The sequence below is a fragment of the Streptomyces sp. VRA16 Mangrove soil genome (genome assembly GCF_017377775.1).
Classification (GTDB): domain Bacteria; phylum Actinomycetota; class Actinomycetes; order Streptomycetales; family Streptomycetaceae; genus Streptomyces.
In genome coordinates this window covers 157561-169842 of record NZ_JAFVLN010000019.1, presented here as the reverse complement: position 1 = coordinate 169842, position 12282 = coordinate 157561, and the positions used below count along the sequence as shown (strand labels likewise).

Here is a 12282-nt window from a genome sequence, read left to right as displayed (position 1 = left end):
TAGCGGCAGGCACTACCGCGGTCCGGTCTCCGGTACGCGGTTCAGGCGGGCGCCCCCTCGGGGGCGCCCGCCTTTGTGCGGGGTCCGCGGCCGCGGTCAGGCCGCCGGGTCGGTCACCTCGCGCCGGGTGGCACGCACCAGCAGTCCGCCGGTGAGCACGAGGACCGTCAGTAGGGCTCCGAAGACCGTGGTGCCGCCGCTCAGGCCCACCGCGCCGCTCAGACAGCCCGCGGAGACGGGCAGGACGCCCGCGAGCAGGTAACCGCCCACGTTGAGCGCGGCGTTGGCCTCCGCCAGGCGCTGCGGCGGCACGGCGGCGTTCAGCAGCGACAGGCCGCCGAGCCGGCCCATGACCTGGTCCGCGCCCTGGCCCGCGCCCGCCGGCAGCGCGGCGGCGAGCAGCACCGGGACCGACGACAGATGCACGGCGGTGACCAGCGCGGCCAAGCCCGCCACGGTGCTCGCCGCCCCGGCGGTCAGCACGGTGCGCCGGCCCCGCCACATCGGTCACCGCCGCCATTCCCGCCGAGACGACCCTGCACCCCGCGGGCCTGACCCGCGGCGCGGGCGCCGCTGTGCGCGCCCCGACACGACAAAGAACCCCCTGACCGCGTTTCCGCAGGTCAGGGGGTTCTCTTCGGTGGAGCCTAGGGGAGTCGAACCCCTGACATCTGCCATGCAAAGACAGCGCTCTACCAACTGAGCTAAGGCCCCGAAAACGATGCGTCCCACCGAAGGATTCACGCTCCGGGTGAGCACCGCAGACCAGAGTACCGGGTCACCCCCGGGATCCCGCAAAAGGATTGGGGGTCCCGGTGAACGACCACTCTCCGTAAGATGCCCCACGTGCTTCGCGGCAGCGAAGCACCGTACTTGGGGAAGCGATGGGGAGACGCAATGGACGCCGCACAGCAGGAAGCTACCGCAAGAGCCCGGGAGCTCCAGCGCAGCTGGTACGGGGAGCCGCTGGGGGCGCTCTTCCGTCGGCTGATCGAGGACCTCGGCCTCAACCAGGCCCGCCTCGCGGGAGTGCTCGGCCTGTCCGCGCCCATGCTGTCCCAGCTGATGAGCGGCCAGCGCGCCAAGATCGGCAACCCCGCTGTGGTGCAGCGCGTCCAACTGCTGCAGGAACTGGCGGGGCAGGTCGCCGACGGCAGCGTCAGCGCGGCCGAGGCCACCGAGCGCATGGACGAGATCAAGAAGTCGCAGGGCGGCTCGGTGCTCACCAACACCGGCCAGACCGCGTCCGGTTCGGGTGCGCCGACGGTCAAGCGCGTGGTGCGTGAGATCCAGTCGCTGCTGCGCTCCGTCTCCGCCGCGGGCGACATCATCGAGGCCGCGGACTCCCTCGCCCCCACCCACCCGGAACTGGCAGAGTTCCTCCGGGTGTACGGCGCGGGACGCACCTCCGACGCGGTGGCCCACTACCAGGCGCACCAGAGCTGACCCCTGGCAAACGGCACGGCAGCCGGTGCCGTGACCGCCACCCCCGCGGTGGTGGTCACGGGCCGGACCGGGGGACCTTGCGCGACGTCCGGAGAGCCCCGCGCGGCGGGGCCCGGGAGGGGAGCGACGCACGACCATGGGTGAGGTCTTCGCCGGCCGGTACGAACTGGCCGACCCCATCGGCCGCGGGGGAGTGGGCGCCGTCTGGCGCGCCTGGGACCACCGCCGCCGCCGCTATGTCGCGGCCAAGGTCCTCCAGCAGAGCGACGCCCACACCCTGCTGCGCTTCGTGCGCGAGCAGGCACTGCGCATCGACCATCCGCACGTGCTGGCCCCGGCGAGCTGGGCCGCGGACGACGACAAGGTCCTGTTCACCATGGATCTCGTCGCGGGCGGCTCGCTGGGCCATCTGATCGGCGACTACGGCCCCTTGCCTCCGCAGTTCGTCTGCCTGCTGCTCGACCAACTGCTGTCCGGGCTCACCGCGGTCCACGCGGAAGGCGTGGTGCACCGTGACATCAAGCCCGCCAACATCCTGCTGGAAGCCACCGGCACCGGCCTGCCGCACCTGCGCCTGTCCGACTTCGGCATCGCGATGCGCAAGGGCGAGCCCCGGCTGACCGAGGCCAACTATGTGGTGGGCACACCCGGTTACATCGCCCCCGAGCAGGCACTCGGCGCCGAACCCGACTTCCCCGCCGACCTGTTCGCCGCGGGCCTGGTCGCGCTCTATCTCCTCGAAGGCGCCAAGCCGGACAGCAAGGCCCTGATCGAGCACTTCGCCGAGCACGGCACTCCCGGGCCGCCGCAGGGCATCCCCGGACCGCTGTGGAGCGTCCTCGCCGGGCTGCTCCAGCCCGATCCCGAGGCCCGCTTCCGCACCGCGACCGGCGCCCGCAAGGCTCTGCTCGCCGCCGCGGAGCTCCTGCCGGAGCCCGGCCCCGACGACGAACTGATCGAGGTCTTCGACCAACTCGGTCCGCTCCCGCCGGGGTTCAGCCCCGAGGGCCCGGCCACCCGCGGCCGCAGGGCCCGCCCACTGCACGCCCCCAAGCCCACACACACGCAGTCCACCGTGGTCCCCGAGCGCCCGCCGGCCCGGCCGCCCCAGCCGGTACCACCTCCTGCTCCCGCCGCTGCCCCCTTCGGCGCCCCCGAGCCCGACCCCGATCCCGCTCCCGCTCCTGCTCCCGCCTCTGCTCCTGCCGCCGCTCCGGCGGAACCGGTCACTCCGCCACCGCCCCCACCACCGGCGCAGCCTCCCGTCGCCCCCGCCTCCGCCCCCGCCTCCGCTCCCGCTCCCGCTTCCACGCCCACGCCCGCGCCGGTCCCCAGGTCCACCTCCTCCTCGCCGGAAGCCGGTCACCCACCGCAGCCGCCCCACGAGGTCCCCGTCTCCATGTCGGAGACGGGCAGCTTCCATCTCCCGCCACCGGCCGCCCTCGAAGCACAGCCGCCCCCACCGGCGGTGCCCCCGATGCCGCCGGTCCAGCCCACCGACACCATCTCGTCCGCGCCCAAGTCCACACCCACACCCACACCCACACCCACACCCACACCCACGCCCACACCCAGAACCCCGCTCGCGTCCCCCCATGACCTCTCGCTCTCCCCGCAGCCCGCGCACGCCGTGACGACCGTGATCCCTCCCGACCGGGATCGTCACTCTCTGTACGCACAGCGCGACCGAGAGGTTCCCGAGCGGCGACCGGGACCACCCGTGAGGGTGACGGTCCCGGTCCTGCTCCTCGCCCTGATCTGCTTCACCGTGGGCATCTGGGCCCTGGCTCAATCCTGATCCCCAGCGCCCCAGGCCCCCGAGGTCACCCGCGCACCCGCACCCGCAATCGCCGCACCGCGACCACCCGCCACACCCCAAGCATCAGCAGCAACGCGGTCCCCGTCCCGATCCCCGCCACGCCCAGCACCGTCATCGCCGCGCTCCCCGACGACGTAGAGGAAGCGGAGGCCGCATCGGCGGGCGCCGACCCCGAACCGGAACCCGAGGACGAGCCGGACCCCCCACCGGCCCCAGAGCCAGATCCCGCCCCGGAACCGGACCCGGCCGAAGCCCCGCCGCCCTCACCAGCAGAATCACCGCTCCCGGCGGCCTCGGTGCCCGCCCACACGGCCCCGCCGTCACCGCGCTCGGCGGCCTTCAGATCCGCCCCGGTCACCTGGAACTCCCCCGCGTCCCGCACGTAGTCCGGGGGCTGCGTGACCTCCCCGTCGACCGTCACCCGCACCGTCACGGCCGACGCCCCGGCCCCGAACTTCCGGGCCATCGCCGGATTGAGGGAGACCTTGAGGTAGTACCAGCCGGCGAACCGCATCGCCGTCTGGTCGTCCCGCAGCAGATAACGGTTCTCGTAGGCCACGGGCGGCAGCGGATCGAACGTCGTCGAGGTCGGATCCCCCGAGTACAGGACGTCCTTCGCCGCGACCGACGCCCGCGCCGGGTTGTAGAGCTCCGTGTCGAGCGCCGCGGCCACGGTCGCCCCGCGCGAGGCATCCCCCGTCGCACTGCCCAGCGCGGTGTCGACGGACAGCTGCTGCCCCCAGTTCACGGGCACCCGGAAGAAGTGGCTCTGGCCTGGGGCGATGCGGTCCTTCCACACCCCCGACGACAGGGCCCGCGCATCGTTGAAGCCGGTCCCGCCACTGCGCTGCGCACCGTTCCCCGACGGCGGCTGCACCGACGCCGACGGCCAGGTCCGGGGTCCCGCGGTGGGTTCCGGGGTGACGAGGCCGGGCTCGGTGGCCACCCGCAGTTCGAGGTCCCAGGCCGCGTTCGTGGAGTCGGCCTCGGCCTTGCGCTCCACGGCCACGTAATACGTCCCCGCCGCCTGGCACCGCAGACCCCCGGGGCGCACCAGCCGCTCGGCGACGGCCGCGACCGGCCGCGGAAACGTCCCGGCCCTGAACGTCGCCCGCTGCGCGTCGCACCGGTCGCCCTTGTCGTCCTGAAGGGTGAGGGTGACCCCGTCCGAGTAGGCCGCCTTCACACCGGACCCGAGCGGCGGCACCACGACCACGGAGACGTACGCGTTCGCGGCACCGTCCAGCTCCACGCGGTAGTACGCGGCCGCGCTCGGCCCCGATCCCAGCGAACTCCGATAGGTCTCCCCGGTCTTGAGCCGCGGTGCGTCGGCGCTGTTCTGCGCACCTCTTACGTCCTGCGCGCCCTCGGCGAAGACATACGGGTCCGTCGCCCCGGCACCCGCCGTCGCCGTCGTCCCGGTGTCCGCCACCGCAGCGGCCCCGGACAGCGCCGGAACCCCGCACAGCACCACTGCGGCGGCGACCGCCGCCCCGGCTCGGCCGCGTCGCCCCTCCATCAGCCGCCTCATGAGTCCCCTCATGGACCGTCATCCTGCCGCCCCGGGCGGCGCACTGTCCGCCGTGCGCCGTAATCGCGCCACGCATTTGCCGCCGCAAGGAACGTCCCCGGACACGCGAACCCGCCCGCTCGGAGCCGAGCACAGGACGCGCGACAGCGCACCCGGAGGGCCCCGGACAGCACAGAGCCCCGGCCGCTACTGCGACCGGGGCTCTGCGAAAAGACTGTTGTCGATACTCACGAACCCGTGGGCACGGAGTCAGTCGCCTCCGTCCACAGATCCTGCTCGGCGCGATCCGCCTGGATCTGGCGGTACACGAGGAGCCCGCCGATGGCGGCCAGTGCGACCAGGAGAAGCTTCTTCACCGCGCGACCTCGTCTTTCCTTGACGTAGGGGACCTCTGGCGCCCGACTATACACACCGACCGATACCGATCGGTGACCTGGATCGACCTCAACTCCCGCCCGCCGTACAGCAGTAGAAATGGAGGGCGCGGCTCCAGCGTCTCGGCCTCACTGATTCCCGGACTGTGAGATACGCCGCTTTTCAGCATTCATGGCAGTCCTTGCCCCTTCTTGGGGCCATCCGAGTGGTGTTCATCTGAAGATCGACGCGCCGCGAGCGTGGGTCCCGCACATACAGCGCTGCGTACACATCATGAGGAAAGTACGCAAATCGCCCAACCTGAAAGTGAGGGGCCATGACCAAGAACAAGGTCATGACGCTGTGGACCATCGTCATCTCTGCCTTCATCGCGCTCTTCTCGGCGCTCGGTCTCGTCTCCCCGGCCGCTGCGGCCACGCCCGTTCCGCAGACGGAGGAGGCGCACCGGGCCACCGCGGCCGAAGCCCCCGACGTCGCCTCGATCCGTCCCTACTGGGCCTTCAAGAGGTCCCTGCCACCGACGATGAAGCAGCGCATCCGCGCCGAGGCCCACGGTTCCTCCCCCAGCTGCCGCCACCGCCCGCCGGCCGACTCCGAGCAGGACGAGAACGAGACGGATCTGGCGAACGAAGCACTCGCGGGGCAGCTGTAGCCCGACCCGCGCCCACGGCCCCCCACGCGGAGCCGAACGCCGCTCTGAGAAGCGGGCACAAGAGCAGGAACAGCACCACCGGCAAGAACGGCAAGAACGGCACCACGCAGGACATGCAGTACGCAAGACATGCAGTGCGCAGGACAAGCGCGATGCAGAACAAGCAGTACGCAGGAAATGCCCTACACAGGACAAGCAGTGCGCAGCACCGTGGCCGGCGGCATCCCATGCCGCCCATGAGAGCCATGGGCTGAAGCCTGAAGCCTGAAGCCGCCCGCGAACCGGACAACCGGCAACCGCAACCGGCCATGGGCGAGCGGCAGAGCAGCCGAGCACCCCAGCAGCAGAATGCTGCTGCGGCCGCGCACTCCAGCGGTCGAGCGGTCGAGCGACAACCGAAGACGACACCCGAGAACAGCACCGCCAGCACCGAGGCCCCAGCCAGCACATCCGGCTGAGAGGGCCCTTTCGGCGTGCTCGAAGACTACGGGCGAACAGCAGAAGACCCCCAAGCGTTTCCGCTTGAGGGTCCTCATGATGTGGGGCTAACAGGATTTGAACCTGTGGCCTCATCCTTATCAGGGATGCGCTCTAACCAACTGAGCTATAGCCCCGCCGCGCTCTGCGGTGTGTGTCCCGCGCGCTGACTCCTGAAGATTAGCGCACTGGGGGGCCAGTCCCAAAATCGATAGTCCCGGCCCGCCCACCAGCGGGTCTTTCAGACCTCCGAGAGGCCTCCGAGAGGGCCCCGGGGCCCCAGTGAGAGACCCCCGAGGGACCCGCGAGAGACCTACGAGAGACCTACGAGAAGGTCACTCGTCCTCGGCGAGCGTCAGCTCGATGCCGCCGACGAAGCCCGCGGAGAGGTTGTAGATGAACGCGCCGAGCGTCGCGAGCGCCGTCGCCAGGACGACGTCGATGACCGCGATGACGGTCGTGAACATCAGCACGCGCGGCAGCGACAGGAACGACTGCAGATCGAAGCCGTTGGACTCGTTCGAGCCCGTGGCCTCGGAGATGGTGCCGCCGACCGTCGAGAAGACACCCATGGCGTCCATGACCATCCACAGCACGGCGGCCGCGATGATCGTGCAGATGCCGAGCGCGATGGAGAGCAGGAAGCTGACCTTCATCACCGACCACGGGTCCGCCTTGGCCACCCGCAGGCGGGCCTTGCGGGTGCGCGGGGTCGTGCGCGCCCCGGTGCGCGGCCTGCGGACCGCGCCCGTCGGTGCCCCGGCCGTCGGTGCCCCGGCCGGTGCGTTCTGGTACGCCTGCGGCGGGTGATAGGGCTGAGCCGACTGCTGCGGCTGCTGCCTCTCCCCTGGCAGGGCCGAGCCGCCGGCCGCGTACTGCTGCTGGGTCTGCGGACCTCGGGTGTCCGTCACAGTTCCCCCCTGGGATCCATGAGACTCGTGCGAGTCGGCCGAGCCTTTGACGTCACGTCCGTCATGGACGTCGTGAGCGGAGCCACGGCCGCTCTCGGTTTCCGTACCGGTGGATGTCCCGGTAGAGCCTGCGCCCGTGGCTCCGCTCACGATGACTCTCTCCTCGCGCTACTCGGCCGAGGACTGTCCGCCCTCGTCCGTACCGTCGACCGTCTCGCTCTGGGCCGATTCGTCGCTCACGGCGCCATCCACCTGCTCGGCGTCGCCGTCGACTTCCTCGGCCTCGCGGCCGGCCTCGGCGTTACGTGCGATACCGACGACGGCATCGCGCTTGCCCAGGTTGATCAGTTGGACGCCCATGGTGTCACGGCCCGTCTCCCTGACCTCGTTGACTCGCGTACGAATCACACCGCCGGACAGTGTGATGGCGAGGATCTCGTCGGTCTCCTCGACCACCAGCGCGCCAACGAGCGAGCCACGGTCCTCCACGATCTTGGCGGCCTTGATACCGAGGCCGCCGCGGCCCTGGACGCGGTACTCGTCGACGGCGGTGCGCTTTGCGTACCCACCGTCGGTTGCGGTGAACACGAAAGTACCGGGCCGGACGACATTCATCGAGAGCAGCTCGTCGCCCTCGCGGAAACTCATGCCCTTCACGCCCGAGGTGGCGCGGCCCATCGGGCGCAGTGCGTCGTCCGTCGCGGTGAACCGGATGGACTGCGCCTTCTTGCTGATGAGCAGCAGGTCGTCCTCGGCGGAGACCAGCTCGGCGCCGATCAGCTCGTCGTCCGAACCGTCCGCCGCTTCGCGGAGATTGATGGCGATGACACCGCCGGAACGCGGCGAGTCGTAGTCCTTCAGAGGCGTCTTCTTCACCAGGCCGGCCTTGGTGGCGAGCACCAGGTACGGCGCGGCGTCGTAGTCGCGGATCGCGAGGATCTCGGCGATCGCCTCGTCCGGCTGGAAAGCCAGCAGGTTCGCGACGTGCTGCCCGCGCGCGTCGCGTCCGGCGTCCGGAAGCTCGTACGCCTTGGCGCGGTAGACGCGGCCCTTGTTGGTGAAGAACAGCAGCCAGTGGTGCGTCGTGGACACGAAGAAGTGGTCGACGATGTCGTCTTCCTTGAGCTTCGCGCCGCGCACGCCCTTGCCGCCGCGCTTCTGCGAGCGGTAGTCGTCCGTCTTGGTGCGCTTGACGTAGCCACCGCGTGTGATGGTGACGACGATGTCCTCTTCGGCGATGAGGTCCTCGATGGACATGTCACCGTCGAAGGGCACCAGCTTGGAGCGCCGGTCCTCGCCGAACTTCTCGACGATCGCGGCGAGCTCCTCGCTGATGATGGCGCGCTGACGAACCGGCGAAGCCAGGATCTCGTTGTACTCGTTGATCTTCGCCTGGAGTTCGTCGTGCTCGGCGACGATCTTCTGGCGCTCCAGGGCGGCGAGTCGGCGCAGCTGCATCTCGAGGATGGCATTGGCCTGGATCTCGTCGATGGCCAGAAGGCCCATGAGGCCCTCTCGCGCGATCTCGACGGTCTCACTGCGCCGGATGAGGGCGATGACCTCGTCGATGGCGTCCAGGGCCTTCAGGAGGCCGCGCAGGATGTGGGCGCGCTCCTCGGCCTTGCGCAGGCGGAACTTCGTCCGGCGGACGATGACCTCGATCTGGTGCGTCACCCAGTGGCGGATGAACGCGTCCAGCGAGAGGGTGCGCGGCACGCCGTCGACGAGCGCCAGCATGTTGGCGCCGAAGTTCGTCTGCAGGTCGGTGTGCTTGTAGAGGTTGTTCAGCACGACCTTGGCGACGGCGTCGCGCTTGAGCACGATGACCAGGCGCTGGCCGGTCCGGGACGAGGTCTCGTCGCGGACGTCCGCGATGCCGCCGACCTTGCCGTCCTTCACGAGGTCGGCGATCTTCTGCGCCAGGTTGTCGGGATTCACCTGGTAGGGAAGCTCCGTGACCACCAGGCACTGGCGGTTCTGGATCTCCTCGACCGCGACGACCCCGCGCATCGTGATGGAGCCGCGACCGGTGCGGTACGCCTCCTCGATGCCCTTACGGCCCACTACAAGGGCGCCCGTCGGGAAATCGGGGCCCTTGATGCGCTCGATGAGCGCGTCGAGGAGCTCCTCGTGCGAGGCCTCCGGGTTCTCCAGGAACCACTGGGCGCCGGCCGCGACCTCGCGCAGGTTGTGCGGCGGGATGTTGGTCGCCATGCCGACCGCGATACCGGCCGAACCGTTGATCAGCAGGTTCGGGAAGCGGGCCGGCAGGACGGTCGGCTCCTGGGAGCGGCCGTCGTAGTTGTCCGTGAAGTCGACGGTCTCCTCGTCGATGTCCCGGACCATCTCCATGGACAGCGGCGCCATCTTGCACTCGGTGTAGCGCATGGCGGCCGCCGGGTCGTTGCCCGGAGAGCCGAAGTTTCCGTTGGAGTCCACCAGCGGCATGCGCATCGACCACGGCTGGGCGAGGCGTACCAGGGCGTCGTAGATCGAGGAGTCGCCGTGCGGGTGGTAGTTACCCATGACGTCACCGACGACACGGGCGCACTTGTAGAAGCCCTTCTCGGGCCGGTAGCCGCCGTCGTACATGGCGTACAGGACGCGGCGGTGGACGGGCTTGAGACCGTCCCTCACGTCGGGCAGCGCACGCGACACGATGACGGACATCGCGTAGTCCAGGTACGAACGCTGCATCTCCGTCTCGAGCCCGACGGGCTCGATGCGCATCTGGATGGCGCCCTCTTCGGAATCAGAGGTGCTCGGGCCCATGGAAGAGTTGGGTGTCTCGTCGGCCATTGCTGGTGAAGATCCTTTCTGCGGCGGTCAGCTGAGACCGACTCAGATGTCGAGGAAGCGGACGTCCTTGGCGTTGCGCTGGATGAAGGAACGGCGCGCCTCGACGTCCTCACCCATGAGGACCGAGAACAGGTCGTCGGCCTGCGCGGCGTCGTCCAGGGTGACCAGGCCCAGGACGCGGTGCTCCTGGTCCATGGTCGTGATGCGCAGCTCCTCGGCGTTCATCTCACCGAGACCCTTGAAGCGCTGGACCGAGTCGTCCTTGATGCGCTTGCCCGCCTGGCGGCCCATCTCGATGAGGGCGTCGCGCTCACGGTCCGAGTAGGCGTACTCGAAGTCGTCCCGGCCCCACTTGATCTTGTAGAGCGGCGGACGGGACAGGTACACGTGCCCGGCCTCGACCAGCGGCCGCATGAAGCGGAAGAGGAAGGTCAGCAGCAGGGTGTTGATGTGCTGGCCGTCGACGTCGGCGTCCGCCATCAAGATGATCTTGTGATAGCGCAGCTTCTCGATGTCGAAGTCCTCGTGGACGCCGGTACCGAAGGCGGAGATCAGTGCCTGGATCTCCTGGTTCTGCAGGATCTTGTCGATCCGCGCCTTCTCGACGTTGAGGATCTTGCCTCGGATCGGGAGGATCGCCTGGTACTGCGGGTTGCGGCCCGACTTGGCGGAGCCGCCGGCGGAGTCACCCTCGACGATGAAGATCTCGCACTTGGTGGGGTCGTTCGACTGGCAGTCGGACAGCTTGCCCGGCAGCGAGGCGGACTCCAGGAGACCCTTGCGGCGCGTGAGGTCGCGGGCCTTACGGGCCGCCACGCGCGCGGTGGCCGCCTGGATCGACTTGCGGATGATGTCCGAAGCCTCGTTCGGATTCCGGTCGAGCCAGTCGTTGAGGTGCTCGTGCACGACCTTCTGGACGAAGGTCTTCGCCTCGGTGTTGCCCAGCTTGGTCTTGGTCTGGCCCTCGAACTGCGGCTCGCCGAGCTTGACCGAGATGATCGCCGTCAGACCCTCGCGGATGTCGTCACCCGTGAGGTTGTCGTCCTTCTCGCGCAGCAGCTTCTTGTCACGCGCGTAGCGGTTGATGAGACCGGTCAGCGCGGCACGGAAGCCCTCTTCGTGGGTGCCGCCCTCGTGCGTGTGGATCGTGTTGGCGAACGAGTAGACACCCTCGCTGTAACTGGTGTTCCACTGCATCGCGACCTCGACGGAAAGGAGCTTCTCCTTGTCCTCCGCCTCGATGTCGATCACGGTCTCGTGAACGACGTCGCCCTTACGGGAGTTGAGGTACTTCACGAAGTCGACGATGCCGCCCTCGTAGTGGTACGTCACCGTGCGCGCCTCGGCCGCGGTGTCGTCGCCCGCCTCGGCGGAGTCCGCACCGGCCGTCGCCTTCGCCGACTCACGCTCGTCCGTGAGCTTGATCGTGAGGCCCTTGTTGAGGAAGGCCATCTCCTGGAAGCGCCGCGACAGCGTCTCGAAGGAGTACTCGGTGGTCTCGAAGATGTCGCCGTCGGCCCAGAAGGTGACCGAGGTGCCGGTCTCGTCCGTGGCCTCGTGCTTGGCCAGCGGCGCCGTCGGAACGCCCGCCTTGTAGTCCTGTGTCCAGCGGTGGCCGTCCGTCTTGACCTCGACGGCGACCTTCGTGGACAGCGCGTTCACGACGGAGACACCCACACCGTGCAGACCGCCGGAGACGGCGTAGCCGCCACCGCCGAACTTGCCGCCCGCGTGCAGGACGGTCAGCACGACCTCGACGGCAGGCTTGCCCTCGGAGGGGATGATGCCGACCGGGATGCCGCGGCCGTTGTCGATGACGCGGACGCCGCCGTCCGGCAGGATCGTCACGTCGATCGTGTCGGCATGGCCGGCCAGCGCCTCGTCGACAGAGTTGTCCACAACCTCCTGCACCATGTGGTGCAGACCACGCTCACCGGTCGAGCCGATGTACATGCCGGGTCGCTTGCGGACCGCGTCCAGCCCTTCGAGGACGGTGATCGCACTGGCGTCGTACGAGGCCTCTGTGGCCCCTACGTGCTCTTCGGCGTCGGTGGACGGGATGTTCTCGTTGGGGTTGCCGGAATCGGCCACGAAGCGCCCTTTCTGGCACAGCACAAGCCAAGCTCCCGGTTGGTGGCCGGAGCGGCTGCGGCGTGTTGGTTCGGTAAGCCCTAGTCAGCGTTGCTCGGTGCGTCCCACAAGTGGGGCGGGATTGTCTTCCAGTGTACCGGTAGCGCTGACAGTGATGGGGGTTTGCCGGTACCTGAGTCCG

8 protein-coding genes, 2 tRNA genes and 1 pseudogene are annotated in these 12282 nt (G+C 69.3%); 3 read left to right on the top strand and 8 right to left on the bottom strand.

The features are described 5' to 3' along the window. Positions 1-96: 96 nt before the first annotated feature. Both J3486_RS36960 and J3486_RS36955 read right to left on the bottom strand, forming a co-directional pair. Positions 97-492 (bottom strand): annotated as a pseudogene (locus J3486_RS36960) (MFS transporter); the annotation flags it as partial. A 149-nt stretch (positions 493-641) separates the two neighbouring features. Continuing rightward, a tRNA-Ala gene (locus J3486_RS36955) sits at positions 642-714 on the bottom strand. A 183-nt stretch (positions 715-897) separates the two neighbouring features. On the opposite strand from J3486_RS36955, the gene J3486_RS36950 reads away from it, so the two are divergent. Together J3486_RS36950 and J3486_RS36945 are read left to right on the top strand one after the other, a co-directional pair. Beyond that, positions 898-1446 (top strand): DNA-binding protein, encoded by a 549-nt coding sequence (locus J3486_RS36950; RefSeq protein WP_207828185.1) that lies wholly within the window; start codon positions 898-900, stop codon positions 1444-1446. A 136-nt stretch (positions 1447-1582) separates the two neighbouring features. Continuing rightward, positions 1583-3244, top strand: a complete 1662-nt coding sequence (locus J3486_RS36945) for a serine/threonine-protein kinase (protein ID WP_207828184.1) — start codon at positions 1583-1585, stop codon at positions 3242-3244. A gap of 25 nt (positions 3245-3269) precedes the next feature. On the opposite strand, the gene J3486_RS36940 is transcribed toward J3486_RS36945, so the two are convergent. Together J3486_RS36940 and J3486_RS44500 are read right to left on the bottom strand one after the other, a co-directional pair. Further along, positions 3270-4808, bottom strand: coding sequence for a hypothetical protein (locus J3486_RS36940; protein ID WP_207828183.1), 1539 nt, complete (start codon positions 4806-4808; stop codon positions 3270-3272). Between the two features lie 215 nt (positions 4809-5023). Continuing rightward, on the bottom strand, positions 5024-5152 hold the full coding sequence (locus J3486_RS44500) for a DLW-39 family protein (protein WP_003999697.1): 129 nt from the start codon (positions 5150-5152) through the stop codon (positions 5024-5026). 335 nt (positions 5153-5487) lie between these two features. Between J3486_RS44500 and J3486_RS36930 the strand changes: the two genes are divergently transcribed. Next, positions 5488-5823, top strand: coding sequence for a DUF6344 domain-containing protein (locus J3486_RS36930; protein ID WP_207828182.1), 336 nt, complete (start codon positions 5488-5490; stop codon positions 5821-5823). Positions 5824-6363: 540 nt separating this feature from the next. Here J3486_RS36930 and J3486_RS36925 read toward each other — a convergent pair. From J3486_RS36925 to gyrB, 4 genes are all read right to left on the bottom strand, one after another. Continuing rightward, positions 6364-6437, bottom strand: a tRNA-Ile gene (locus J3486_RS36925). A 198-nt stretch (positions 6438-6635) separates the two neighbouring features. Next, a complete protein-coding gene (locus tag J3486_RS36920) occupies positions 6636-7361 on the bottom strand; it encodes a DUF3566 domain-containing protein (RefSeq protein ID WP_207828181.1) in 726 nt (241 codons plus the stop codon). A gap of 18 nt (positions 7362-7379) precedes the next feature. After that, a complete protein-coding gene (gene gyrA / locus J3486_RS36915; RefSeq protein ID WP_374194816.1) occupies positions 7380-9983 on the bottom strand; it encodes a DNA gyrase subunit A in 2604 nt (867 codons plus the stop codon). Between the two features lie 69 nt (positions 9984-10052). Then, entirely contained in the window at positions 10053-12125 is a 2073-nt protein-coding gene (gene gyrB / locus J3486_RS36910) for a DNA topoisomerase (ATP-hydrolyzing) subunit B (RefSeq protein WP_207828179.1), read from the bottom strand. Between the last annotated feature and the right edge of the window lie 157 nt (positions 12126-12282).

Bases quoted from the DNA above. Each gene is read 5' to 3' on its own strand.
- J3486_RS36950 (WP_207828185.1), top strand. From the start codon at position 898: ATGGACGCCGCACAGCAGGAAGCTACCGCAAGAGCCCGGGAGCTCCAG.
- J3486_RS36945 (WP_207828184.1), top strand. From the start codon at position 1,583: ATGGGTGAGGTCTTCGCCGGCCGGTACGAACTGGCCGACCCCATCGGC.
- J3486_RS36940 (WP_207828183.1), bottom strand. From the start codon at position 4,808: ATGAGGGGACTCATGAGGCGGCTGATGGAGGGGCGACGCGGCCGAGCC.
- J3486_RS36930 (WP_207828182.1), top strand. From the start codon at position 5,488: ATGACCAAGAACAAGGTCATGACGCTGTGGACCATCGTCATCTCTGCC.
- gyrA (WP_374194816.1), bottom strand. From the start codon at position 9,983: ATGGGCCCGAGCACCTCTGATTCCGAAGAGGGCGCCATCCAGATGCGC.